This is a genomic window from Achromobacter ruhlandii, assembly GCF_002082135.1.
Taxonomy (GTDB): Bacteria; Pseudomonadota; Gammaproteobacteria; order Burkholderiales; family Burkholderiaceae_B; genus Achromobacter; species Achromobacter ruhlandii.
The window spans coordinates 5,542,116-5,566,490 of sequence record NZ_CP017433.1; the positions used below are offsets into that span (position 1 = coordinate 5,542,116).

The window sequence follows — 24,375 nt, forward strand, 5'->3', positions numbered from 1 at the left end:
CCCAGCCGGGAAACGGCGCGCGGCGCCCTGCCCGGCGGCCCCGCGCAAAACCGCTGCTTCAGGCCAGTTCCGGCGTCCCGAAACGGCGGTTGGCCAGCACCGGCAGCACCTTGCGGGCGTGCGCCAGGCGCTCGGGATCGATGTCGGCGAACACCAGCGCCGGCGCCTCGCCGGCCTGCGCCGTGACCACGCCCAGCGGATCCACCACCATGCTGCAGCCGATATTGCGTTCGCCGCACTCGCCGGTGGCGACGACGTAGCAGGTGTTTTCCAGCGCGCGCGCCGTCACCAGCACTTCCCAGTGCTTTTCCTTCAACGGGCCGCGCACCCAGGCCGCCGGCAGCGCCAGCAGGTCGGCGCCGTCCAGCGCCAGGCGCCGGGCCAGTTCCGGGAAGCGCACGTCGTAGCAGGTCATGAGGCCGACCTTCAGCCCACCGATCTCCAGCAGCGGCGGAATGTCGTTGCCGGGCGTGACGTTGGTGGATTCCTTCATGGTGAAGGCGTCGTACAGGTGCAGCTTGCGGTACTGCGACACGATGCGGCCGTCCTGCAGCGTGACCAGGGTGTTCCACACCCGGCCGTCGCCGGTCGGCACGTGCACGCACATCATGGTGGCCAGCGAGGAGCCGCGGCTGGCCTCGAGCAGCCGCGTCATGAAGGGGCCGTCCAGCGGCTGGGCGGCCTTCAGCACGATTTGCGGATCGGTGATGTCACGCGCCAGGATGCCCTCGGGCAGCACCAGCAGGCCGGCCCCGCCATCCCGGGCGCGCGCCATGAGATCGACGCACACCTGGGCGTTTTCTTCCCAGACGCGGCTGACGGCGAACTGGCCCAAAGCGACTTTCAGCATGAATCTTCCTTGTGTGAGGGCGGCAAACAGGCAGCGCCGCGGATTTCCTATTGTCGCGCCAATGGCCGCGATTCGGCAGCCGCCTGCCGAATCGCCTGGCGGGCGGCGGCCGGCGGCCGCCACGACCGGCGCCGACTACGGGTAACTCCCAACTCCCGCTTGTAAATTTCTTTCACGATAATGAAAAAAACAGATTTGACGTAAATATTTTCCAGCCACGAGCGCCCCGCCATGCCCCAATCCTCGATCACCGCAGCCCCCCTGGACGTCAACGGCAAGGGCCTGGGCGCGTTCCCCGCCTCCTGTACCAACGCCGACGTGGCGGCGCTGCACTGGAACCTGCTGGCCGAGGACGTCAGCCTGCCGGTGGCGGTGCTGTACGAGGCCCGCGTGCGCCACAACCTGCAATGGATGCAGCGCTTCATGGAAGCCTACAGCGTCAAGCTGGCGCCGCACGGCAAGACCACCATGAGTCCGGCGCTGTTCCAGCGCCAGATCGACAACGGCGCCTGGGGCATCACCCTGGCCACGGCGCCGCAGGTGGTGGCGGCCTACAACCACGGCATCCGCCGGGTGCTGATGGCCAACCAGCTGGTCGGCCGCGCCAACATGGCGCTGATCGCCAAGCTGCTGCGCGATCCGGCGTTCACCTATTTCTGCATCGTCGACTCGGCCGCCAACGCCGCCCAGCTGGGCCGCTATTTCGGCGAGCAGGGCCTGGTGCTGCCGGTCCTGATCGAACTGGGCCCGACGGGCGGGCGCACCGGCGTGCGCGATGACGCGCAATTGCAGGCCGTGGTCGAGGAAATCGGCCGCTGGCCCGGCCTGGCGCTGGCCGGCATCGAAGTCTATGAAGGCGTGCTGCAGGAGGAAAGCGCGATCCGCGCCTTCCTGCGCCGCGCCACCGACGCGCTGCGCGGCCTGGCGACCGCCGGCCGCCTGCGCAAGCACGGCCCCGCCCTGATCTCCGGCGCCGGCTCGGCCTGGTTCGACGTGGTGGCCGAGGAATTCTCGCAACTGGACATCGGCGCGCCGTTGGAAGTCGTGCTGCGCCCCGGTTGCTACCTGTCGCACGACGTCGGCGTCTACCGCTCGGCCGCCGAGCGCATCAATGCCAACAATCCCGTCGCCCACAAGATGGAGCCGGGACTGCAACCCGCGCTGCAGGTCTGGGCCTACGTACAGTCATTGCCCGAGCCTGGCCGCGCCATCGTGGCCATGGGCAAGCGCGACGCCGCCTTCGACGCCGGCCTGCCGACGCCTTCGCTGCATTTCCGCCCCGGGCAAAGCGCGCCTGGCGCCGCGCCGTCCCAATGGAAGCTCACCGCCATGATGGACCAGCACGCGTTCATGCAAATCGGCGAGAACGACGACATCCAGGTTGGCGACATGATCGCCTTCGACATCTCCCACCCCTGCCTGACGTTCGACAAGTGGCGCCAGGTGCTGCTGGTGGACGAGCAGTACCGCGTCATCGACGTCGCGGACACCTTTTTCTGAGCCTTTGCGCGCGGCGCGGCCGCGCGCTCCGTTGCGCTACCGACAAGCCCCGCGCCCGGGGGGCAAGAACGAACTCGGGCATCCGGCGCCTTACCGGCCTTTCCCTGAATCACGCGACAACCTGTTTTTGACCCTCTGGAGAGAGAATCATGAACTTCCGTACCTCCCGGCAAGGCGGCGGGCTGAAAAGCCTGCTCGTGGCCGGCGCAATTGGCTTGACCGCATTGTCGTCCCCCGCCCTCTGTGCCACGCCGGTCAAGGGAGGCACGATTTCCGTCGCCACCATCGGCGAGCCGCCCACGCTCGACCCGATGAGCAGCACCGCCGACCTGGTCGGCATCCTGACGCAGCACTTCTTCGAAACGCTGTACACCTTCGACGCCAAGTGGAACCTGACGCCGCTGCTGGCCGACAAGATGCCCGAGGTGACGCCGGACGGCCTGGTCTACACCATCGCGCTGCGCCAGGGCATCACCTTCCATGACGGCTCCAAGATGGATTCGTCGGACGTGCTGGCCTCGCTCAAGCGCTGGACCGAGACCGCCACGCGCGGCAAGATGGCCGCCAAGGTCATCGCCAACATCGAGGCGCCCGACGCCAACACCATCCGCATCACGCTCAAGCAGCCGTATGCGCCGCTGACCGCGCTGCTGGCCATGAACAACGCCGCCGCCGTGATCATGCCCAAGGGCAAGATCGCCCCGGTGCTTACCGAGATCGTCGGCACCGGCCCCTACCAGCTCAAGGCGCGCGTGCCGGACCAGTACATCCAGCTGACCCGCTTCGAGGGCTACAAGCAGCGCGAAGGCGAGCCCGACGGCTACGGCGGCGCCCGCAAGCAATACCTGGACGAGATCCGCTTCGTGCCGGTCGCCAACGCCAACACCCGGTCCGAAGCCGCCGCCGCGGGCCAGTTCGACTACGTCGACTCGCTGCCGGTGGAAGCGCTGGACAAGCTCAAGGGCGGCCGCTCCGACCCGATCATGCTCAAGCCCTTCGGCTGGCCGCGCCTGGTGCTCAACACCAAGCAGGGCATCATGTCCAACCTGGCGGTGCGCCAGGCGGTGCAACTGGCGCTGAACGAAGAGGACATGCTGTTCGCCGCGTTCGGCAACAAGGACTTCTACAAGCTCAACGGCGACCTGTATCCGGAAGGCTACCCGTGGGCCACGTCGCTGGGCGGCAAGGTCTACAACAAGGGCGACGCCGCCGCGGCCAAGAAGCTGCTGGACAGCGCCAACGTGGCCGACAAGAAGATCCGCATCCTGACCAGCCAGCAGTACGAGTTCCACTACAAGATGGCGCTGGTGGCCGCGGAATACCTCAAGGCCGCCGGCTTCACCGTCGACATGCAGGTGGTCGACTGGGCCACGCTGACGCAGCGCCGCCAGGACCCGGCCGTGTGGGACATCTTCATCACCCATAGCGTGTTCCTGCCCGAACCCGCGTTGATCGACTTCCCGTCCAAGGACGCGCCGGGCTGGTGGGACACGCCGCGCCGCGCGCAGGTGATGGATGCCTTCAACCAGGCCCGCACCCAGGAAGAACGCGTCAAGCGCTGGGCCGACGTGCAGCAGGCCGTGTATGACGAAGTGCCGTTCGTGAAGGTCGGCGACTTCAATGCGCAGGCGGCCCGTTCGCCGTCGCTGCAAGGCGTCAAGCCGGCGCCGTGGCCGTTCTTCTGGAACGCCTGGAAAGCGCAGAAGTAAGCCAGGCCGCGGGGCGGTCCGCTCAGGGCCCGCCCCGCCTGAACCACAGCGCCGGCATCGGCGCGCCGATCCTTAGGATGCCACTGTGTTGCGTTATCTCTTGAACCGGCTGGTCGGGCTGGTGGCCGTGATGTTCATCGTCGCGACCATCGTGTTCGTCATCATCCGCGTCACGCCCGGCAATCCGGCCGCCGTGATGCTCGGCCCCCAGGCCAGCCAGGCCGACATCGCCGCGCTGGAGCACCAGCTAGGGCTCGACCAGCCGCTGGCCGTGCAGTACGTGTCGTGGCTGGGCAAGCTGGTCCAGGGCGACCTGGGCCAATCCATCTTCATGAACAAGCCGGTGCTGGCGGCCTTGGCCGACCGCGCCGAACCGACCCTGCTGCTGACGCTGATGTCGCTGTGCATCGCCACGCTGATCGCATTGCCGGTCGGCATCCTGTCGGCGGTCAAGCGCGGCACCGCGCTGGACCAGTCGGTGCTGTCGTTCTCGATGTTCACCTCCAGCGTGCCGAGCTTCTGGCTCGGCCTGCTGCTGATGCAGGTGTTCTCGGTCAAGCTGGGCTGGCTGCCGGTGTCGGGGTACGGCGGCCCGGACGCCTCGTTCGCGACGCGGCTGTCGCACCTGGTGCTGCCGGCGGTGGTGCTGGGGCTGGTGAACTCGGCGCTGATCACCCGCTTCATCCGCGCCAGCATGCTGGACGTGCTGCGCGACGACTACGTGCGCACCGCCCGCGCCAAGGGCCTGCCGGAAAGCCGCGTGATCCTCAAGCACGCCGTGCGCAATGCGCTGATCCCGATCCTGACGGTGCTGGGCCTGACCACCGCCCTGCTGATCAGCGGCGCCGTCGTCACCGAGACCGTGTTCGGCCTGCCCGGCGTGGGCAGCCTGGTGGTGTCGGCCGTGCTGCGGCGCGACTATCCCGTCATCCAGGGCGCGTTGCTGATCATCGCGGCCATCTACGTGCTCATCAACCTGTTCATCGATCTGCTGTACCTGCTGGTCGATCCGCGCGTCCGCTACTGATGATGAACCCATCCCCGACGCGCCTTCGGCGCCTCCCCATCAAGGGCGCGCCACGGGCGGCCCGGCAGAGCCGGCTCCACGGCGGCCCCGCTTGGAAGTGTTGCGAACGAAACGACCGAAATGACTAATCCGACTACCGTTAACGCCGGCGCGGACCGCTGGCAGGTGTTGCGCCTGCTGGTGGCTCGCAAGACCGTGCTGATCAGCCTGATCGTGCTGATCGTGCTGGTGGCCGCGGCGCTGCTGGCGCCGTGGGTCAGCCCCTATGACCCGTTCAAACTGTCCATCATGAACCGCCTCAAGGCGCCCGGCGCCGCGCACTGGTTCGGCACCGACGACTTTGGCCGCGACGTGTTCAGCCGCGTCATCTACGGCGGCCGGCTGTCGCTGATGGTGGGCTTCTCGGTGGTGATCGTATCCAGCGTGCTGGGCATCGCGCTGGGCCTGATCGCCGGCTTCTTCCGCTCGGCCGACAAGTTCGTGTCGCGCCTGATCGACGCCATGATGGCGTTTCCCGACATCCTGCTGGCGATCTCGCTGGTGGCCGCGCTGGGGCCGTCGCTGGTGAACGTGGTGATCGCGCTGGGCATCGTCTACACGCCGCGCCTGGCCCGCATCGTGCGCGCCTCGACGCTAGTGATCCGCGAACTGCCGTTCGTCGAGGCCGCCCGCGCGCTGGGCGTGTCGACCTGGCGCATCGTCACGGTGCACGTGCTGCGCAACCTGCTGTCGCCGATCCTGGTGCAAGGCACCTTCATCTTCGCCTACGCGATCCTGGCCGAAGCCGGCCTGTCGTTCCTGGGCGTGGGCGTCTCGCCCGACATTCCCACCTGGGGCACCATGATCAACGCCGGCCAGCAGTACATGGGCTCGGCCGACTGGATCATGATCTTCCCCGGCATCGCCATTGTCCTGTCGGTGCTGTCGCTGCAACTGGTCGGCGACGGCCTGCGCGACGTGCTCGACCCGCGCCTGCGCAAGGAGCTGTAATCATGACCGCAAGCACCCGCGACGTCGTGCTGTCGGTGGAAGGCTTGAAAACCTGGTTCCACAGCCGCGACGGCATCGCCAAATCGGTGGACGGCGTCACCTTCGACCTGGCCCGCGGCGAAACGCTGGCCATCGTCGGCGAATCCGGCTCAGGCAAATCCGTCACCAGCCTGTCCATCATGGGCCTGCTGCCCAAGCCGGCCGGCCGCATCGAGGCGGGCCAGATCCGCTTCCGCGACCGCCGCGGGCAGGAGCACGACCTGGCCCACGCCTCGCCGGCCACGCTGCGCCGCATCCGCGGCGCCGAGATCGCCATGATCTTCCAGGAGCCGATGACGAGCTTGAATCCGCTGTACACGGTGGGCGACCAGATCGCCGAAGCCGTGCTGCAGCACGAGGGCGGATCGCGCGCGGCGGCCATGAAGCGCGCCCGCGACATGCTCGACCGCGTCGAGATCCCGGCGGCCGACCGGCGCGTCAACGAGTATCCGCACCAGATGTCCGGCGGCATGCGCCAACGCGTCATGATCGCCCTGGCGCTGGCCTGCAACCCGGCCGTGCTGATCGCCGACGAGCCGACCACCGCGCTGGACGTGACGGTGCAGGCCCAGATCCTGGACCTGCTGCGCCGACTGCAGGCCGAGATGAACATGAGCATCCTGTTCATCACCCACAACCTGGGCGTGGTGGCCGAGATCGCGCATCGCGTGGCGGTGATGTACGCCGGCCGCGTGGTCGAGGACGCCGGCGTCTACGACCTGTTCGAAAAGCCCACCCATCCATACACGCGAGGCCTGCTGTCCTGTCTGCCGACCGCCGCGCTGCTGGCCTCGGGCGAGCGCCTGCGCGCCATCCCGGGCAACGTGCCGAGCGTGCTGTCGCTGCCGGCCGGCTGCACTTTCGCGCCGCGCTGCGCGCTGGCCGACGACAACTGCCGTCGCGACGTGCCCGAACTGGTGGCGGTGCAGGACCAGCACCGCGCCCGCTGCATCAAGGTGACCCCGCTATGACCGCAAGCCCCCAACCCGCGCGCGCCGCCGAACCGCTGGTGCGCATCGAGGACCTGAAGGTCCACTTCCCCACCTCGCAGGCGCGCAACGCGCCGGTGGTGCGGGCGGTGGACGGCGTCAGCTTCGACGTGCCGCGCAACACCATCGTCGGTCTGGTGGGCGAGTCCGGTTCCGGCAAGACCACCACCGGCCGCGCCCTGCTGCGCCTGTTCGCGCCCACCGCCGGCCGCCTGCTGTTCGACGGCCAGGACATCACCAAACTGTCCGAGAAAGAAATGCTGCCGTGGCGCCGCCGCATGCAGATCGTGTTCCAGGACCCCTACGCCAGCCTCAACCCGCGCATGACGGTGGCCGAGATCCTGGGCGAAGCGCTCGACACCCATCGACTCGCGCAGCACCGCCGCGCGGCCCGCATCGGCGAACTGCTCGAACGCGTCGGCCTGAACGCCGATCACAGCCGCCGTTATCCACACGAGTTCTCGGGCGGCCAGCGCCAGCGCATCGGCATCGCCCGCGCCCTGGCGGTCGAGCCCGACTTCATCGTGGCCGACGAACCGGTCTCGGCGCTGGACGTGTCGGTGCAGGCGCAGGTGCTGAACCTGCTGCAGGACCTGCAGCGCGACCTGGGCCTGACCATGCTGTTCGTGGCGCACGACCTGGCCGTGGTCGACTACCTGTGCGACGAGGTGGTGGTGATGTACCTGGGCCGCGTCATGGAACGCGGCCCGACCAGCGAGGTCTACGCGCGGCCGCGCCATCCCTATACCCGCGCGCTGCTGTCGGCCGCGCCGGTGCCGGATCCGCGCGCGCCGCGTTCGCGTATCCTGCTCAAGGGCGACATTCCCAGCCCGGTCAACCCGCCGTCGGGTTGCGTCTTCCGCACCCGCTGCCCGCACGCCATCGATGCCTGCGCCACGACCGAGGCGCGCGACGTCAACGTCGGACCGGGCCACTTCGCGGCCTGTTCGCGCCTCGGCGACGCCGAACTGGCCGCGTAGCGCCTCGCCCGCCCCGACCCAGGAACACCACATGAACATCATCCGCGACATCGTCTTCCAGATCCGCAGCCGCCGGGACGACCTGAGCGTGACCGAGCGCAAGGTCGCCGACGCCATCCTGGACAACATCATCTGGAGCGCCAGCGCCACCGTGGACCAGCTGGCAGCCAAGGCCGGCGTCAGCATCGCCACCATCTCGCGCTTCGCCCGCACCGTCGGCTGCGACGACACCCGCGACCTGAAGATGAAGCTGGCCCAGGCCAGCACCGTGGGCAGCCGCTTCCTGGACCAGAGCACGCCGGCCGAGGAAAGCACGTTCTACGCGCGCATCTATGCCGACATCGAAAGCACCCTGCGCGCCCACCTGCCGACCTTCACCGAGCCGCTGTTCGAGGCGGCCGCCGCCATCGTCGACGGCGCCCGCATGGTCTACGTGTTCGGCATGGGCGGCGCCTCGGCCGTGCTGGCGCAGGAAGTGCAGTCGCGCCTGGTGCGACTGGGCTACCCGATCGCGGTCTACAGCGACGCCGTGCTGCTGCGCATGGTGGCCGCCACGCTCGACGAGCGCGACGCCGTGGTGATCCTGTCGGCCTCCGGCCTGACGCCCGAAATCGTCGGCGCGGCGCGCATCGTCAAGCAGTACCGCGCCCGCATCGTCGCCGTCACCGACGCCACCTCGGAACTGGCCAAGCTGGCCGACGTGGTACTGCCGATCCGCACCGACGAAACCGACTTCATCTACAAGCCCTCGGCCTCGCGCTACGCCATGATGCTGGCGATCGACCTGCTGTCGACCGAGCTGGCCATGCTGAACCAGGAAGAAAACCGCGAACGCCTGCGCCGCATCAAGCTGGCGCTGGACGAACATCGCGGCGGCCCCAACCGGCTGCCGCTGGGCGATTGAATTTGGAAACCAAGATGTACGACACCCTCATCGGCAATGTCCGCGTGCTCGACGGCTCGGGCGGCGCCGAATACACCGCCGACGTGGCGCTCGCCGGCGGCCGCATCGCGGCCATCGGCGACCTGTCCGGCCAGCCGGCGGGGCAGATCATCAACGGCGCGGGCCTGGCGCTCGCGCCCGGCTTCATCGACGTCCACACCCACGATGACACCAACGTCATCCGCACGCCCGGCATGCTGCCCAAGCTGTCGCAGGGCGTGACCACCGTGGTGGTGGGCAACTGCGGCATCAGCGCCTCGCCCGTCTCGCTGCGTGGCGAGCCGCCCGACCCGATGAACCTGCTGGGCCAGCGCGACGACTTCGCCTACCCGACCTTCGCCGACTACACCCGCGCCATCGAGGCCGCGCAGCCCGCCGTGAACGTCGCCGCGCTGGTCGGCCACACGGCCCTGCGCAACAACCACATGGACCGCCTCGACCGCAGCGCCACGCGCGACGAAGTGATGGCCATGCGCGAGCAGTTGCGCGAAGCCCTGGCCCACGGCGCCATCGGCCTGAGCACCGGCCTGGCCTACGGCTCGGCGATCGAGGCCGACACCGCCGAGGTCAAGCTGCTGGCCGAAGTCCTGGACGAATTCGGCGCGCTCTACACCACCCACCTGCGCTCGGAATTCGCCGCCATCCTGGAAGCGATGCAGGAAGCCTTCGACATCGCCCTGCACGCCCGCGTGCCGGTGGTGGTGTCGCACCTGAAATGCGCCGGCGCCGGCAACTGGGGCCGCACCAAGGAAGTGCTGTTCAAGCTGGAGAACGCCGGCCGCATGCAGCACGTGGGCTGCGACTGCTATCCGTACTCGGCCAGCTCGTCCACGCTCGACCTCAAGCAGGTCACCGACGAATTCGACATCGACATCACCTGGTCCGTGCCGCACCCGGAACAGGCCCGCCGCAAACTGTCCGCCATCGCCGCCGACTGGAACGTGACGCTGCTGGAAGCGGCGAAGCGCCTGCAACCGGCCGGCGCCGTCTACCACAACATGCATGAGGACGACGTGCGCCGCGTGCTGTCGAACCGGCTCACCATGGTCGGCTCCGACGGCCTGCCCAACGACCCCATGCCGCATCCGCGCCTGTGGGGCGCCTTCCCGCGCGTGCTGGGCCACTACAGCCGCGACGTCGGCCTGTTCCCGCTGCCCGAAGCCGTTCACAAGATGACCGGCCTGTCCGCCGCCCGCTTTGGCCTGGCCGAACGCGGCCTGGTGCGCGAAGGCTTTCACGCCGACCTGGTCCTGTTCGACCCCGCCACCGTCATCGACCGCGCCACCTTCGCCGCCCCCGTCCAGACCGCCGCCGGCATCGAGGCCGTCTGGGTCAACGGCGTCCTGTCCTACCGCAACGGCCAACCCACCGGCGACCGCGCCGGCCGCTGGCTGCCCCGCAACGGCGACCTGCGCGCCAGCTTCGCCGCCTCCACCCCCGCCCTCCAGGAGCCCTGACATGAGCAGCACCACCCCCACTCCCGACAACAACGGCATCACCCGCTACGGCGTCGCCGGCGGCACCGGCCAAGGCGGCTCCCACATGCCCTTCGCCCGCGCCGTCGCCGCCGACGGCTGGCTCTACGTCTCGGGCCAGGTCCCGATGGAAAACGGCGAAGTCATCGAAGGCGGCACCGTCGCCCAGTCACACAAGGCCATCCAGCAGGTCCTCGCCATCCTCAAGGAAGCCGGCTACGGCCCCGAACACGTCGTGCGCTGCGGCGTCTGGCTCGACGACGCCCGCGACTTCCCCTCGTTCAACAAGGTCTTCAAGGAATACTTCGGCAACAATCCCCCCGCCCGCGCCTGCGTGCAGTCGCCGCTGATGGTGAATGCGAAAGTAGAAATTGATTGTGTAGCGTACAAACGCCCCCACGCCGCGCTCACTGCGTGAGCTAGCTGCCCCCAAAGGGGACTGCCCGACCTTCGGACGGCCGGGCGGCCGGGCGCCCCTCCTGACCCAAGCCAGCCGCTGCGCGCCTCAAGTACACCGCCCACACCGCGCCGCAAGCGCGCCGCAAGCGCGCAGCGATCAACATCACGACGCAAGCCACCACGTATGCAAAAAACGACCGCCCGCGCGGCCGTTTTTTTGCGGGCAACGCAAACCTCTCCCATGCCCCAAGGTCCAGCAGCGCGTCATTTCTCGAAACTGGTAGCCCGGCGCGGGGCGCGCAGGCGGTGAGCGCGCCGTCGATGCGCCCGACGGAATCTGAAGGGAAGGCCGAAGGCCTGGACGAAGATGAGGAAGGGGGGGGCCGCCTAGGCAAGTCCGGAGCGAACGCTCCGGACCGCAATCGTTGGCGCGCTCACCGCCTGCGCGCCCCGTGACGGGCGGCCTACGAAGCAAGCACCGCACCGACCAACAAAGAAATAATCAAGAACCCAACAGCAACTCAGCACAGACGCCGCCGGACTCCCTACATCTTGACAACATCCACACCCTTAGGCGCCACAAACCGAAACTCCCCCTCCCCAAGCTTGGGATTGGGAACGATCCCGGAAAGATCCACCCGCGTCGTCTGCCCGAACGAATCCAGCAGCTCAACCCGCACCGGCAGATTGTCCTTCATGCCGATATCCACCCGGGAGAACCCCGCATCCGCCGTGCGCGGCTTCGCCCGCAGCCAATCGATGCCATCCTTGGACGGCAGCGCCGACACATCGAACGACTGCTCCAACGACCCCGACCCGAACAGAATCGCCGCCGGCGACGTCCCGATGGCGGCGTCCACCTTGCGCTCGGTCACCTGCGCCAGGTCCGGATCGAACTGGAAGACCTGCTTGCCGTCGGAAATCACCAATTGCTCATAGGGCTTCTGCACCGACCACTTGAACTTGCCCGGCCGCTGGAACGAGAACACCCCCGTCTGCGCAGGCTGCGTGCGCCCCTGCGTGCTGACGGTGTACTGCGAAAAAGAGCCAGTCGCCGCCGTCACCGTGCTCACGAACGCGCGCAACTGTTCCTGCGCCGTGGCGGCAACGGCCGCGGTCGGCGCCAACGCCGGGGCCATGCACAGGGCCAGGCCGGCGGCCAGGCCACGAAACGTCTTCATCATGCTTCCTCTCGAGCGGCGGCGGGCACCAGGATCTCCCGGTTGCCATTGGACTGCATCGCCGACACGATACCCGATTGCTCCATCTGTTCCAGTAACCGCGCCGCACGGTTGTAACCAATGCGCAGATGGCGCTGCACCAGCGAGATCGAGGCGCGGCGATGCTTGAGCACCACCTCGCAGGCCTGGTCGTACATCGGGTCCGACTCGGCGTCGCCGCCGATGCCGGTGACGCTGCTGGCGCCTTCGCCGCCGTCGCCGTCCAGCCCGCCTTCCAGCAGGCCCTCGACATAATTCGGCTCGCCCTGCGCCTTCAGGCTTTCGACCACGCGGTGCACTTCATCGTCGCTGACGAAGGCGCCGTGCACACGCACCGGCAGACCGGTGCCCGGCGGCATGTAGAGCATGTCGCCCTGGCCCAGCAGGGTCTCCGCGCCCATCTGGTCGAGAATGGTGCGCGAGTCGATCTTGGACGACACCTGGAACGCGATGCGGGTCGGAATGTTGGCCTTGATCAGCCCGGTGATGACATCCACGCTGGGACGCTGCGTCGCCAGGATCAGGTGGATGCCGGCAGCGCGCGCCTTCTGCGCCAGGCGGGCGATCAGTTCTTCGATCTTCTTGCCCACCACCATCATCAGGTCGGCCAGCTCGTCGATGACCACCACGATGGTGGGCAGCGGCGACAGCGGCTCCGGCTGGTCCGGCGTCAGCGAGAACGGGTTCGGGATCGGCTCCTCGCGCTTGATGGCGTCGCGGATCTTGGTGTTGTAGCCGGCCAGGTTGCGCACGCCCATCTTGCTCATCAGGCGGTAGCGCTTCTCCATTTCGCCGACGCACCAGTTCAGCGCGTTGGCGGCATGGCGCATGTCCGTGACCACCGGCGCCAGCAGGTGCGGAATGCCTTCGTAGACGCTCATTTCGAGCATCTTCGGATCGATCAGGATCAGGCGCGTGTGCGAGGCGTCGGCCTTGTACAGTAGCGACAGGATCATGGCGTTGATCCCGACCGACTTGCCCGACCCGGTGGTGCCCGCCACCAGCAGGTGCGGCATCTTGGCCAGGTCGGCCACCACCGGATTGCCGGCAATGTCCTTGCCCAGCGCCATGGTCACCACAGAATGGCTGGCGTGGTAGGTCTGCGAGCCCAGGATCTCGGACAGCTTGACCACCTGGCGCCGCGGGTTGGGCAATTCCAGGCCCATCAGGTTCTTGCCGGGAATGGTTTCCACCACCCGGATGCTGACCAGGCTGAGCGCGCGCGCCAGGTCCTTGGCCAGATTGACGATCTGGCTGCCCTTGACGCCGGTGGCCGGCTCGATTTCGTAACGCGTGATGACCGGACCGGCCTGCGCCGCCACCACGGTGACGGACACGCCGAAGTCGGCCAGCTTCTTTTCGATCAGTCGCGAAGTGAACTCGATGGTCTCGGCCGACACGGTTTCCTGGTTGGCCAGCGGCGGATCCAGCAGGCTGATGGCCGGCAGGTCGCCCTCGCCGCCCGGCGGCGGCGCGAAGAACAGCGACTGCTGCTTTTCCTTCTCGACGCGCTCGGACTTGGGCACCACGGTGATCGCCGGCTCGATGCGCACCGGCTGTTCATGCACCAGTTTTTCCTGCTTGGCCACCACCTGCTCGGTGCGCACGGCCTTGGCCACCTCGCCGACCTTGCGGTCTTCGCGCGCGGCGTAGGAATTGCGCACCCGGCGCACCAGGCCTTCGATCCAGCTGCCGACGCGCTCGGCCACGGTCAGCCACGAGAACGAGAAGAACAGGCTCAGGCCGATCGCCAGCATCACCAAAAAGGCCAGCGTGCTGCCGGTGAAGCCGATGCTGCGGCCCATCAGGTCGGCCAGGGTGTGGCCGATGACGCCGCCAGCGCCGCTGGCGCTTTCCGAGGCGCCCGGCAGGTGGGTACCGCGGCTGGCCAGGCGCAGGGCTTCCATGCCCAGCGAGCCGACCAGCAGCAGGAAGAAACCGATGCCCTCTTCCCAGTGGACCCGAGGCAACACCTCAGGCTGCTTACCATTGGTAACACGAAGATGGCTGGCAAGGCGGCGGTAACCCGCCCGCACGCGGTGCAGCAGCAGGATCACCCACCACCAGGCGGAGAAACCGAACAGGTACAGCAGGATGTCCGCCAGGTAGGCGCCCAGGGTCCCGCCCTTGTTGTGGATGACGCCGGCGGGGACGGAATGCGACCAGCCCGGGTCGGCGGCGCTCCAGGTGGCCAGCACCAGGGTGAGCCAGGCCGCCAGGGCGGCGAAGAGGATCCAGCGGGCTTCGCGCAGCAACGCGGAGATACGCGTCTGCAGTGGCGAGGGCCCGTTGCGGGTGTTGCGCGAAGCGCGCGGAGAAGCAGTCGAGATACGCGGCATGCGGCTCATTATAATTGGGCGTTAACCTAAAGATACCCGCCCATGTCCACGCCTACGCACGCTAAAGTTTTGATACTCGGATCCGGCCCCGCCGGTTACACGGCGGCCGTCTATGCGGCACGCGCCAATCTGAGCCCCGTCCTTGTTACAGGTTTGGCCCAAGGCGGCCAGCTGATGACCACCACGGACGTCGACAACTGGCCGGCCGACGCCGACGGCGTGCAGGGTCCGGACCTGATGCAGCGCTTCCAGAAGCACGCCGAGCGCTTCAACACCGAAATGCTGTTCGACCACATCGCCAAGGTCGACCTGTCCAAGCGCCCGTTCACCCTGACCGGCGACACCGGCAAGGTCTACACCTGCGACGCCCTGATCATCGCCACCGGCGCCTCGGCCAAGTACCTGGGCCTGCCGTCCGAAGAGGCCTTCATGGGCCGCGGCGTGTCCGGCTGCGCCACCTGCGACGGCTTCTTCTACCGCAACCAGGACGTGGTCGTGGTCGGCGGCGGCAACACCGCCGTCGAGGAAGCCCTGTACCTGTCCAACATCTGCCGCAAGGTCACCCTGATCCACCGCCGCGACAAGTTCCGCGCCGAGCCGATCCTGGTCGACAAGCTGATGAGCAAGGTCGAAAACGGCAACATGGAACTGAAGCTGTTCCATACGCTGGAAGAAGTGCTGGGCGACGACAGCGGCGTCACCGGCGTGCGCGTGCGCCACGTCGACACCGGCGCCACCGAAGACCTGAAGGCCACCGGCGCCTTCATCGCCATCGGCCACCAGCCCAACACCGAGATCTTCCAGGGTCAGCTCGACATGAAGGACGGCTACATCGTCACCAAGAGCGGCCTGTCCGGCATGGCCACCATGACCTCGGTCCCGGGCGTGTTCGCCGCCGGCGACGTGCAGGACCACGTCTATCGCCAGGCCATCACCAGCGCCGGCACGGGCTGCATGGCCGCCCTGGACGCACAACGGTGGCTGGAGAATGCGGGGCAATAAGGTCGGCGCGGCCGACCTGAAACGCCTCAAGAAAGACCTGCAGGCCGAGCAGGAACGCGCCGCCCTCGCCCAGCGCGTGGCGGCGCTGAAGAAAACCGCGCCGGCGCCCGGCGCGGACACCGATCCGGCCGACGACATGGCCGCATTCCGGCGCAGCATGCAGACGGTCAAGCCGATCAGGCAGGTCGCGCGCGCCGAGCACAAGCCTGTGCCGCAGCCGGCCCCGGCCCTGCGCCGCGCCAACGCCTTGGGCGAGACCGCCACGCGCGCCGATGCCGGCGTCTCGGACGGTGGCGAAATCACGCACCTGCTATCCGAAGGCGGCACCGCCTTCGTGCGCGGCGACGCCGCGCCCGATACGGCGCGCAACCTGCGCCGCGGCCAGTGGCGGGCGGGCGCCGAGCTCGACCTGCACGGCCTGCGCGTGGAGCAGGCGCGCCACGCCATGCTGTCGTTCCTGGACGAGTGCCAGGAACACGGCATCCGCTGCGTGCGCATCGTGCATGGCAAGGGCTATGGCTCGCAGGGCCTGGAACCGGTGCTGAAAGACAAGGCCCGCACCTGGCTGGTGCAGAAGAACGAGGTGCTGGCATTCTCCGAGGCGCCCGAGCGCGAAGGCGGCGCCGGCGCCCTGCTGGTGCTGCTGCGCCAATCCGAGGGGCCGCGCAAATGAAGTGGCTCTACCTGGGCATCGCCATCGTCGCCGAGATCTTCGCCACCAGCGCCCTGAAAAGCTCCGACGGCTTTTCGCGGCTGGCGCCCTCGGTGGTGACGGTGTTCGGCTACATGATCTCGTTCTACTTCCTGTCGCTGACGCTGCGCGAGGTGCCGGTCGGCATCGCCTACGCCATCTGGTCGGGCGTGGGCATTGTGCTGATCTCCATCGTGGGCGCGCTGTTCTTCAAGCAGCACCTGGACACCCCGGCGCTGATCGGCATCGGCCTGATCATCGCCGGCGTGGTGGTCATGAACGTCTTCTCGAAGTCCGTGTCGCACTAAGCCGTCCCGGGCGCAAGCCCGGGGCCGTACCTCCTGCTCGTCAGGGCCGCCCTCTCCCCCATCCGCCTCAGGCCGTGCCGTTCTCCGCCGGCGGCTTCGGCGCGCCCGGATGGCGCAGGTAGTCCACCAGCGCCAGCGTGGCGCGGTCGGGCGGCGGCGTCAGCAGCGACACCACGACGATCGTCAGGAACGCCACCGGCGCGCCGAACACGCCGGCCGCGATCGGCTGGATGCCCCACCACAGGTCCACCGGCTGGGTCCGCGAGATCCCCAGCACCCACTCGCGCAGCCACGGATGCGTGTGCGTCATGTAGGCGAAGGTCGCCAGCAGGCCCGCCGCCATGCCGAGCGTGGCGCCCCATTTGTTGGCGCGGCGCCAGAACACGCCCATCACCAGCGCCGGGAAGAACGACGAGGCCGCGAACGAGAACGCCGCCGACACCATGAAGAGAATATCCGCCGGCTTGCGCGCCGCCACCCAGGCCGCGCCAAACGCCACCACCAGCAGGAGGATCTTGGATACCATCACCCGCCGCGCCGCCGACATGCGCGGCGACACCATCCGATACCACATGTCGTGCGACAGCGAATTGGACAGGGTCAGCAGCAGGCCATCGGCGGTCGATAGCGCGGCCGCCAGGCCGCCCGCCGCCACCAGCCCGGAAATCACATAGGGCAGCCCGCCTATTTCAGGCATGGCCAGCACCACCACATCCGCGCCAATGCTGATCTCGCTGAGCTGCACCACGCCATCGCGGTTGATGTCGGTGACGTCCAGCAGGTTGCTGTCGACCGCGCTCCAGGCATGGACCCAGTTCGGCAGGCTGAGGAAATTCGACCCCACCACCTGCGTATAGACCTCGTACTTCACCAGCAACGCCAGCGCTGGCGCCATGAAATACAGCAGCAGGATGAACAATAGCGACCAGCACACCGACCGGCGCGCCTCGATCACCGACGAGGTGGTGTATGACCGCATCAGGATGTGCGGCATGCCCGCCGTGCCCAGCATCAGGCACAGCACCAGCGCCAGGAAATTGATGCGCATGTTGCGCCGTTCCTCGGGATCGGCGGACGGGAACGGTTCGGCATGCGGGGTCAGCGGCGCGGCGCGCGCCTCGAAGGTGGCCTTGGCCTGCGACCAGGCAACGCGGGCCTCTTCCACCGTGGGGGGAAACGCCGCCAGTTCGCGCTCGACCGAGCGGATCTCGACCATCGGCGCGTCACTGGCGTTGAGCTGCGCCAGGCGGCTGCGCAGCTTGTCCTTTTCCAGCGCCCAGGATTCCGGCAGGTCGCGCACCCGCTGCGCCATCTCGTCGGCCCGTTCCTGCCACAGGCGGCGCACCTCGATCTCGGCCGGATCGTTCTTCAGGTAGACCTCTTTTTCCGTCACCTCCTGCAGCACCACGCCGGCCGACAGTTGCGGCACCGGCATGTCGGTGTGCTTGATCGACAGCCAGACCACCGGCACCAGGTAGGCGATGACCAGGATGATGTACTGCCCCACCTGGGTCCACGTGACGGCGCGCATGCCGCCCAGGAACGAACAGACCAGCATGCCGCCCAGCGCCACGAAGATGCCCAGCTCGAACGAAATGCCGGTCATGCGCGTGGTGATGATGCCGACGCCGTAGATCTGCGCCACGAGATAGGTGAACGAACAGAGGATGGCGCAGGCCACGCCCGCCAGCCGCGGCAGGTTGCCGCCATAGCGCGCGCCCATGAAATCGGGAATGGTGTATTGGCCGAAACGGCGCAGATAAGGCGCCAGCAGCATCGCCACCAGCACATAGCCGCCAGTCCAGCCCATGATGTAGGCCAACCCGCCATAGCCGGTCAGGTAGAGCGTGCCGGCGACGCCGATGAACGAGGCCACCGACATCCAGTCGGCCGCGGTCGCCATGCCGTTGTAGATGGCCGGCACCCGCCGGCCGGCGACGTAGTATTCAACCTGATCGGAGGTGCGGCAGACAATACCGATGCCCGCGTACAGGCTCACGGTCACCAGCAGGAACACGTAGCCGATCCAGTTGCGCGGCAGGCCCAGGATCTCGGCCAGCGCCATCAGCAGGATCATCAGTGCGAAGCCGGCCGTATACAGCACGTAGATACGGCGCAGCCGGATCCGGAATTCCTGCGGGGTGTCTCCGCCGAACGGCATCAGCGGCTCTCCTTGGCCTCGTCCCCGCGTTGGTCGGCGCGGTTCATGATCCGGGCGTAGATGCAGATGATGACGAGGTAGGCCAAAGGCGCGCCATAGGCCGCCATCCAGAACGAGAAGGGCCAGCCGATGAAGTCGAACGACAGGTCGCGGGCGAAATAGGATGGAATGAATGTCAGCGCCGCCCAAACGACCGCCAGCACGACGATCAGGCGCACATTGCGGCGCCAATAGCGGGACGGGATGGGCTCGGGGGAAACGCGGGATTCCGGCATAGCTGGCGTGAGCGAAACCTGAGGAATATCGCGAAACGCGGCGCTTGAAAACCCTGGCTGGATGAAATGCGGGCTTTTTATGCGACAACGGCCGGCACTGCCTGGTGCCAGCCGTTGTGCGTTTTGCTTTTCTTGAGTACTGCTACTTTTTTATGTACCGGTGCCGCCGGTAATTGCCCATGCAGGGCTTTGTCTCCTCACCTGCATGGGAAGAGATTCTGCACCAGATGCGGGAATGTCACACTAGGGGAATGCCCTAATTCGGCGCATTCATTTACATATTCCATGCACCACAGTAGTGCATTTTGGCGTCTCCGTTCTAAATATTGGGATTTTTTCCACCCCAGCCCGCCTTCCGGACGCTGCCGGCGGCCCCGATTTTGAGCCTGCCTCAACTCCCCGCCGCGCCGCCCGCTTCCGGGCACCCGCGCCGCGCCATCGCGGCGCATGCGTAGACCGGATGATGCCAGCGCGTCTTTACGTTCCGTTTACACCCCTGCGCCAAAGCTATACCCCGTTTTTACCCCCCGCTCCGTAACCTGCCGGTGTCCTGATTGGTCACTTCGCCCGCGCGGTCCGCATCCCCTTTTGCCGCCCGGGCCCGTCGTTCGAAGGGAGCCCCGCTCCCGGGAGGAAAAACGTGGATGCCATCTATATCGCGATCTTCGCCGTCGTGACCGGGCTGACCTACGCCCTGGTCTCGTTCTGCGAAGCCTTGTCCTCGGGAGAGCAATCATGAGCTGGCTCTACTGGCTGAGCGACATCACGTCCGCGCTGCTGTTCGTATACCTGCTGGTCGCCCTGTTCAAACCGGAGAAGTTCTGATGACTGCCGAATTCATCGGACTGCTGGTCGTGTACCTGGCGGTCCTGCTCGCGATCGCGCCCTTCCTGGGACGCTACATCCGCATCGCCATGGAAAACGGGCAATCCCGGCTGACCGCCTGGGGCCGCCCGCTGGAACGTGGCATCTACCGGCTGGCGGGCATCGACCCGCAAGCCGAAATGGGCTGGAAGCGCTATGCGCTGGCCGTGCTTGCCTTCAACATCCTGGGCATCGTGGCGGTCTACGCGCTGCAACGCCTGCAGGGCCTGCTGCCGCTGAACCCGGCCGGCATGGGCGCCGTCTCGCCCGATTCCTCGCTCAACACCGCCATCAGCTTCGTCACCAACACCAACTGGCAGGGCTACGGCGGCGAATCGACGATGAGCTACCTGACGCAGATGCTGGCGCTGACGGTGCAGAACTTCGTCTCGGCCGCCACCGGCATCGCGGTGCTGTTCGCGCTGATCCGCGGGCTGGCGCGCCATTGCTCGGCCACGGTGGGCAACTTCTGGGCCGACATGGTGCGCAGCACGTTGTACGTGCTGCTGCCCCTGTCCCTGGTGCTGGCGCTGGCACTGGTCAGCCAGGGCGTGATCCAGAACTTCAGCCCCTACCAGGACGTGCAGACGGTCGAAGCCCTGCACTATGACCAACCGCGCGTGGACGCCCAGGGTCAGCCGGTGCTCGATGCCAAGGGCCAGCCCGTGACCGACCCCGCCGTCACCCAGACGCAGACGCTGGCCATGGGCCCGGTCGCCTCGCAGGAAGCGATCAAGCTGCTGGGCACCAACGGCGGCGGCTTCTTCAACGCCAACTCCGCGCATCCCTATGAAAACCCGACGGCCCTGTCGAACTTCCTGGAGATGCTGGCGATCCTGGCGATCCCGGCGGCGCTGTGCTTCAGCTTCGGCGAGATGGTCGGCAACCGGCGCCAGGGCATCGCCATCCTGGCGGCCATGACGCTGCTGTTCGCCGTGTTCGCCCTGAGCACCGCCTATTTCGAGCAGCAGCCCAATCCGATGACGGCCCAGACCGGCGTCGACAGCGCCATGAGCGCGCTCTCGCCGGGCGGTAACATGGAAGGCAAGGAGACCCGCTTCGGCATCGCCGCCACCTCGCTGTTCGCCACCATCACCACGGCGGCCTCCTGCGGCGCGGTCAACGGCATGCACGATTCGCTCAGCGCCATGGGCGGACTGTCGCCAATGCTGCTGATGCAGCTGGGCGAAGTGGTCTACGGCGGGGTCGGCTCCGGCCTCTACGGCATGCTGGCGTTCGCCATCCTCGGCGTCTTCATCGCCGGGCTGATGATCGGCCGCACCCCCGAGTACCTGGGCAAGAAGATCGAGGCCTACGACATGAAGATGGTCTCTATCGTCATCCTGGCGACGCCGCTGCTGGTGCTCGGCGGCACCGCGCTGGCGGTGTCGGTGACGGCCGGCCAGGCCGGCGTGCTGAACCCAGGCATCCACGGCTTCTCCGAGATCCTGTACGGACTGTCCTCGGCCGCCAACAACAACGGCAGCGCCTTCGCCGGCCTGTCCGCCAACACGCCCTTCTACAACGTGCTGCTGGGCATCGCCATGTGGTTCGGCCGCTTCGCCATCATCGTCGCGGTGCTGGCGATGGCCGGCTCGCTGGCGGCCAAGCGCCGCCTGCCCGCCGGGCCCGGCAGCATGCCGACCACCGGCCCCCTCTTCGTGGTGCTGCTGATCGGCGCGGTGCTGCTGGTGGGCGCCCTGACTTATGTGCCCGCGCTGGCCCTGGGCCCGGTCGCGGAACACCTGCAACCCTGAATGCAACAGGCTAGGAAAGAAAATGGCCAAGATTGATATGCCAACCCAAGGCGCCGGCGGCGGCGCCGCCCGCGCGCCGTCGGCCGCGCCGCTCGAACGCAAGTTCGGCATGTGGTCGGGGGCGCTGGTCGGCCCCGCGCTGCTGGACAGCCTGCGCAAGCTCTCGCCCGCCGCGCAGCTCAAGAACCCCGTGATGTTCGTGGTCTACGTGGGCAGCATCCTGACCACCATCCTGTGGATCATGGCGCTGCGCGGCCAGGCCGAGGCGCCCGCGGGCTTCATCCTCGCGATCTCGGTGTGGCTCTGGTTCACGGTGCTGTTCGCCAACTTCGCCGAAGCGCTGGCCGAGGGCCGCGGCAAGCAGCAGGCCGCGACCCTGCGCGGCCTGCGCACCACCATCGATGCGCGCCTGCTCAAGGGTTTCCGCGACGAGGATGCCGCCCGCGCCGAACCCGCACAGTGGCGCAACCAGGCCGTCAAGCAGGCCTCCGGGCTGCTGCGCCGCAATGACGTGGTGCTGGTGGAAGCCGGCGAAACCATCCCGGGCGACGGCCAGGTCATCGCCGGCGTCGCGTCGGTCGATGAAAGCGCCATCACCGGCGAATCGGCGCCGGTCATCCGCGAATCGGGCGGCGACTTCTCGTCCGTCACCGGCGGCACGCGGGTGCTGTCCGACTGGATCTTCGTGCGCATCGCCGCCGATCCGGGCGAGAGTTTCCTGGACCGCATGATCGCCATGGTCGAAGGCGCCAAGCGCCAGAAGACCCCCAACGAACTGGCGCTGACGATCCTGCTGGTCGGCCTGACGGTGGTGTTCCTGCTGGTGGTCGCGACGCTGATGCCGTTCTCGATCTACTCGGTCACGGCCGCTGGCGGCGGCAGCGCCGTCACCGTCACGGTGCTGGTGGCGCTGCTGGTGTGCCTGATCCCCACCACCATCGGCGGGCTGCTGTCGGCCATCGGCGTGGCGGGCATGAGCCGCATGATGGGCGCCAATGTCATCGCCACCTCGGGCCGCGCGGTGGAAGCCGCCGGCGATGTCGACGTGCTGCTGCTGGACAAGACCGGCACCATCACCTTCGGCAACCGCCAGGCCTCGACCTTCCTGCCCGCGCCCGGCGTATCGCCGAGCGAACTGGCGGACGCGGCGCGCCTGGCCTCGCTGGCCGACGAAACGCCCGAAGGCCGCAGCATCGTGGCGCTGGCCGACAAGGCCATCCACGCGCCGGCCGTGCGCGCCGCCGATGCCGAGTACGTGCCCTTCACCGCGCAGACCCGCATGAGCGGCGTCAACCTGAAAGACCGCATGATCCGCAAGGGCGCGGTCGACGCGGTGCGCGCCTGGCTGGCCGAGCAGGACGCCATCGTGCCCGAACAGGTGCTGCGCCTGGCCGAGGACGTGGCGCGCCGCGGCAGCACGCCGCTGATGGTCAGCGACGGCAACCGCGCGCTGGGCGTGGTCGAGCTCAAGGACATCGTCAAGCCCGACATCCAGTCGCGCTTCGCCGAGCTGCGCCGCATGGGCATCAAGACGGTGATGATCACCGGCGACAACAAGCTCACCGCCGCGTCCATCGCCGCCGAAGCGGGCGTCGACGACTTCCTCGCGGAAGCCACGCCGGAAGCCAAGCTCAAGCTGATCCGCGCCTACCAGGGCGAAGGCCGCCTGGTGGCGATGACCGGCGACGGCACCAACGACGCGCCGGCGCTGGCACAGGCCGACGTTGCGGTCGCGATGAACTCGGGCACCCAGGCCGCCAAGGAAGCGGGCAACATGGTGGACCTGGACTCCAATCCCACCAAGCTCATCGAGATCGTCGAGATCGGCAAGCAGATGCTGATGACGCGCGGCGCGCTCACCACGTTCAGCATCGCCAACGACGTGGCCAAGTACTTCGCCATCATCCCGGCGGCGTTCGCCACGGTGTACCCGCAGTTGAACGTGCTGAACATCATGGGCCTGGCCACGCCGGCCTCGGCCATCCTGTCGGCCGTGATCTTCAATGCGCTCATCATCATCGTGCTGATCCCGCTGGCGCTCAAGGGCGTGCGCTACCGTCCGCTGGGCGCCTCGGTCCTGCTGCGCCGCAATCTGCTGATCTACGGACTGGGCGGCCTGCTGGTGCCGTTCGCCGGCATCAAGCTGGTCGACATGGTGCTGGCCGCCCTGGGCTGGGTCTGACCCGCGCTCGTCACTGGAAAGGAACCCCTCATGAAACAAGCTCTTCCCCTGCCGCGCCAAGGCGGCATCCTGCGCCCCGCGCTGGTCGTGTTCGCCGCCCTGTCGCTGGTGACCGGCCTGGCCTACCCCTTCCTGACCACCGGCATCGCCGCCGCCGTGTTCCCGCATGAAGCGTCGGGTTCGCTGATCCGCCAGGGCGACAAGGTGGTCGGCTCGGAATGGATCGGCCAGTCGTTCAGCGCGCCGCAGTACTTCTGGGGCCGGCCGTCGGCCACCTCGCCGATGCCGTACAACGCCGCCAACTCCGGCGGCTCGAACCTGGGCCCGCGCAATCCGGCGCTGGCCGAGGCCGTGCAGGCGCGCATCGCCGCCCTCAAGGCGGCCGACCCCGACAATCCCACCCCGGTGCCGGTGGACCTCATCACTGCCTCGGGCAGCGGCCTTGATCCGCACATCAGTCCAGCCGCCGCGGCCTACCAGGCCGCGCGCGTGGCCCGCGCCCGCCAGCTGCCGCGCGACAAGGTCGACGCGCTGATCGCGGCCAACACCAGCAAGCCCTGGCTGGGCGTGCTTGGCGACCCCGTGGTCAACGTGCTCAAGCTCAATCTGGCGCTGGACCAGCTGGCGCCGGTGAAATGACACGCCGGCGTATAGTATTGCCAGCCGTTCCCCCAC

The 24,375-nt window shown here is 67.8% G+C and carries 21 protein-coding genes; 16 read left to right on the top strand and 5 right to left on the bottom strand.

All coding sequences use genetic code 11. The features are described 5' to 3' along the window. Positions 1-58: 58 nt before the first annotated feature. The gene (locus AruCF_RS25170; protein WP_080977323.1) at positions 59-850 is read right to left on the bottom strand and encodes a deaminated glutathione amidase; all 792 of its coding nucleotides are present in this window, start codon (positions 848-850) and stop codon (positions 59-61) included. 231 nt (positions 851-1,081) lie between these two features. On the opposite strand from AruCF_RS25170, the gene AruCF_RS25175 reads away from it, so the two are divergent. From AruCF_RS25175 to AruCF_RS25215, 9 genes are all read left to right on the top strand, one after another. Next, on the top strand, positions 1,082-2,350 hold the full coding sequence (locus AruCF_RS25175) for an amino acid deaminase (RefSeq protein ID WP_049071799.1): 1,269 nt from the start codon (positions 1,082-1,084) through the stop codon (positions 2,348-2,350). A gap of 149 nt (positions 2,351-2,499) precedes the next feature. Next, positions 2,500-4,059, top strand: a complete 1,560-nt coding sequence (locus AruCF_RS25180; protein ID WP_049071798.1) for an ABC transporter substrate-binding protein — start codon at positions 2,500-2,502, stop codon at positions 4,057-4,059. A gap of 85 nt (positions 4,060-4,144) precedes the next feature. Beyond that, complete coding sequence (locus AruCF_RS25185) at positions 4,145-5,086, top strand: ABC transporter permease (RefSeq protein ID WP_049071797.1); 942 nt, start codon at positions 4,145-4,147, stop codon at positions 5,084-5,086. A 120-nt stretch (positions 5,087-5,206) separates the two neighbouring features. After that, positions 5,207-6,076: an ABC transporter permease gene (locus tag AruCF_RS25190; RefSeq protein WP_049071796.1), complete on the top strand. Its 870-nt coding sequence runs from the start codon at positions 5,207-5,209 to the stop codon at positions 6,074-6,076. A 2-nt stretch (positions 6,077-6,078) separates the two neighbouring features. Next, complete coding sequence (locus AruCF_RS25195) at positions 6,079-7,086, top strand: ABC transporter ATP-binding protein (RefSeq protein ID WP_049071794.1); 1,008 nt, start codon at positions 6,079-6,081, stop codon at positions 7,084-7,086. After that, entirely contained in the window at positions 7,083-8,084 is a 1,002-nt protein-coding gene (locus AruCF_RS25200; RefSeq protein WP_049071793.1) for an ABC transporter ATP-binding protein, read from the top strand. The genes AruCF_RS25195 and AruCF_RS25200 overlap by 4 nt, the downstream gene beginning before the upstream one ends. Positions 8,085-8,115: 31 nt before the next feature. Beyond that, the gene (locus AruCF_RS25205; RefSeq protein WP_049071791.1) at positions 8,116-8,988 is read left to right on the top strand and encodes a MurR/RpiR family transcriptional regulator; all 873 of its coding nucleotides are present in this window, start codon (positions 8,116-8,118) and stop codon (positions 8,986-8,988) included. Between the two features lie 14 nt (positions 8,989-9,002). Then, positions 9,003-10,484 carry an N-acyl-D-amino-acid deacylase family protein gene (locus tag AruCF_RS25210; RefSeq protein WP_049077501.1) on the top strand — a complete coding sequence of 494 codons (1,482 nt, stop codon included), beginning with the start codon at positions 9,003-9,005 and terminating at the stop codon, positions 10,482-10,484. A gap of 1 nt (position 10,485) precedes the next feature. Further along, positions 10,486-10,920, top strand: coding sequence for a RidA family protein (locus AruCF_RS25215; RefSeq protein ID WP_049071790.1), 435 nt, complete (start codon positions 10,486-10,488; stop codon positions 10,918-10,920). A gap of 526 nt (positions 10,921-11,446) precedes the next feature. Here AruCF_RS25215 and lolA read toward each other — a convergent pair. Next, the gene (lolA, locus tag AruCF_RS25220; RefSeq protein ID WP_049071788.1) at positions 11,447-12,082 is read right to left on the bottom strand and encodes an outer membrane lipoprotein chaperone LolA; all 636 of its coding nucleotides are present in this window, start codon (positions 12,080-12,082) and stop codon (positions 11,447-11,449) included. Next, entirely contained in the window at positions 12,082-14,460 is a 2,379-nt protein-coding gene (locus tag AruCF_RS25225; protein ID WP_104010435.1) for a DNA translocase FtsK, read from the bottom strand. The genes lolA and AruCF_RS25225 overlap by 1 nt, the downstream gene beginning before the upstream one ends. A 42-nt stretch (positions 14,461-14,502) precedes the next feature. On the opposite strand from AruCF_RS25225, the gene trxB reads away from it, so the two are divergent. From trxB to AruCF_RS25240, 3 genes are read left to right on the top strand one after another with little or no spacing between them, the layout of a single operon-like run. Then, positions 14,503-15,462: a thioredoxin-disulfide reductase gene (gene trxB, locus AruCF_RS25230; RefSeq protein ID WP_049071784.1), complete on the top strand. Its 960-nt coding sequence runs from the start codon at positions 14,503-14,505 to the stop codon at positions 15,460-15,462. After that, complete coding sequence (locus tag AruCF_RS25235) at positions 15,449-16,135, top strand: Smr/MutS family protein (RefSeq protein WP_049071782.1); 687 nt, start codon at positions 15,449-15,451, stop codon at positions 16,133-16,135. The genes trxB and AruCF_RS25235 overlap by 14 nt, the downstream gene beginning before the upstream one ends. After that, positions 16,132-16,461, top strand: a complete 330-nt coding sequence (locus tag AruCF_RS25240) for a DMT family transporter (RefSeq protein WP_049071779.1) — start codon at positions 16,132-16,134, stop codon at positions 16,459-16,461. Before AruCF_RS25235 ends, AruCF_RS25240 begins: the two co-directional genes overlap by 4 nt. A 67-nt stretch (positions 16,462-16,528) precedes the next feature. On the opposite strand, the gene AruCF_RS25245 is transcribed toward AruCF_RS25240, so the two are convergent. Together AruCF_RS25245 and AruCF_RS25250 are read right to left on the bottom strand one after the other, a co-directional pair. Beyond that, positions 16,529-18,622, bottom strand: coding sequence for a sodium:solute symporter family protein (locus tag AruCF_RS25245; RefSeq protein WP_049071778.1), 2,094 nt, complete (start codon positions 18,620-18,622; stop codon positions 16,529-16,531). Then, entirely contained in the window at positions 18,622-18,897 is a 276-nt protein-coding gene (locus AruCF_RS25250) for a DUF4212 domain-containing protein (protein ID WP_049071777.1), read from the bottom strand. Before AruCF_RS25250 ends, AruCF_RS25245 begins: the two co-directional genes overlap by 1 nt. 735 nt (positions 18,898-19,632) lie before the next feature. On the opposite strand from AruCF_RS25250, the gene kdpF reads away from it, so the two are divergent. The 4 genes from kdpF to kdpC are packed head-to-tail and all read left to right on the top strand — an operon-like array spanning position 19,633 to position 24,339. Next, a complete protein-coding gene (gene kdpF, locus AruCF_RS25255; RefSeq protein WP_049071776.1) occupies positions 19,633-19,722 on the top strand; it encodes a K(+)-transporting ATPase subunit F in 90 nt (29 codons plus the stop codon). Further along, a complete protein-coding gene (gene kdpA / locus AruCF_RS25260; protein ID WP_049071775.1) occupies positions 19,722-21,518 on the top strand; it encodes a potassium-transporting ATPase subunit KdpA in 1,797 nt (598 codons plus the stop codon). The genes kdpF and kdpA overlap by 1 nt, the downstream gene beginning before the upstream one ends. Before the next feature lie 22 nt (positions 21,519-21,540). Further along, positions 21,541-23,700 (top strand): potassium-transporting ATPase subunit KdpB, encoded by a 2,160-nt coding sequence (gene kdpB / locus AruCF_RS25265; protein ID WP_049071774.1) that lies wholly within the window; start codon positions 21,541-21,543, stop codon positions 23,698-23,700. A 30-nt stretch (positions 23,701-23,730) separates the two neighbouring features. Next, positions 23,731-24,339: a potassium-transporting ATPase subunit KdpC gene (gene kdpC, locus AruCF_RS25270; protein ID WP_049071772.1), complete on the top strand. Its 609-nt coding sequence runs from the start codon at positions 23,731-23,733 to the stop codon at positions 24,337-24,339. Positions 24,340-24,375: the final 36 nt, after the last annotated feature.

Coding starts and splice junctions, on each gene's coding strand:
- AruCF_RS25170 (WP_080977323.1), bottom strand. CDS start 850: ATGCTGAAAGTCGCTTTGGGCCAGTTCGCCGTCAGCCGCGTCTGGGAA.
- AruCF_RS25175 (WP_049071799.1), top strand. CDS start 1,082: ATGCCCCAATCCTCGATCACCGCAGCCCCCCTGGACGTCAACGGCAAG.
- AruCF_RS25180 (WP_049071798.1), top strand. CDS start 2,500: ATGAACTTCCGTACCTCCCGGCAAGGCGGCGGGCTGAAAAGCCTGCTC.
- AruCF_RS25190 (WP_049071796.1), top strand. CDS start 5,207: ATGACTAATCCGACTACCGTTAACGCCGGCGCGGACCGCTGGCAGGTG.
- AruCF_RS25195 (WP_049071794.1), top strand. CDS start 6,079: ATGACCGCAAGCACCCGCGACGTCGTGCTGTCGGTGGAAGGCTTGAAA.
- AruCF_RS25200 (WP_049071793.1), top strand. CDS start 7,083: ATGACCGCAAGCCCCCAACCCGCGCGCGCCGCCGAACCGCTGGTGCGC.
- AruCF_RS25205 (WP_049071791.1), top strand. CDS start 8,116: ATGAACATCATCCGCGACATCGTCTTCCAGATCCGCAGCCGCCGGGAC.
- AruCF_RS25210 (WP_049077501.1), top strand. CDS start 9,003: ATGTACGACACCCTCATCGGCAATGTCCGCGTGCTCGACGGCTCGGGC.
- AruCF_RS25215 (WP_049071790.1), top strand. CDS start 10,486: ATGAGCAGCACCACCCCCACTCCCGACAACAACGGCATCACCCGCTAC.
- lolA (WP_049071788.1), bottom strand. CDS start 12,082: ATGAAGACGTTTCGTGGCCTGGCCGCCGGCCTGGCCCTGTGCATGGCC.
- AruCF_RS25225 (WP_104010435.1), bottom strand. CDS start 14,460: ATGCCGCGTATCTCGACTGCTTCTCCGCGCGCTTCGCGCAACACCCGC.
- trxB (WP_049071784.1), top strand. CDS start 14,503: ATGTCCACGCCTACGCACGCTAAAGTTTTGATACTCGGATCCGGCCCC.
- AruCF_RS25235 (WP_049071782.1), top strand. CDS start 15,449: ATGCGGGGCAATAAGGTCGGCGCGGCCGACCTGAAACGCCTCAAGAAA.
- AruCF_RS25240 (WP_049071779.1), top strand. CDS start 16,132: ATGAAGTGGCTCTACCTGGGCATCGCCATCGTCGCCGAGATCTTCGCC.
- AruCF_RS25245 (WP_049071778.1), bottom strand. CDS start 18,622: ATGCCGTTCGGCGGAGACACCCCGCAGGAATTCCGGATCCGGCTGCGC.
- AruCF_RS25250 (WP_049071777.1), bottom strand. CDS start 18,897: ATGCCGGAATCCCGCGTTTCCCCCGAGCCCATCCCGTCCCGCTATTGG.
- kdpF (WP_049071776.1), top strand. CDS start 19,633: ATGAGCTGGCTCTACTGGCTGAGCGACATCACGTCCGCGCTGCTGTTC.
- kdpA (WP_049071775.1), top strand. CDS start 19,722: ATGACTGCCGAATTCATCGGACTGCTGGTCGTGTACCTGGCGGTCCTG.
- kdpB (WP_049071774.1), top strand. CDS start 21,541: ATGGCCAAGATTGATATGCCAACCCAAGGCGCCGGCGGCGGCGCCGCC.
- kdpC (WP_049071772.1), top strand. CDS start 23,731: ATGAAACAAGCTCTTCCCCTGCCGCGCCAAGGCGGCATCCTGCGCCCC.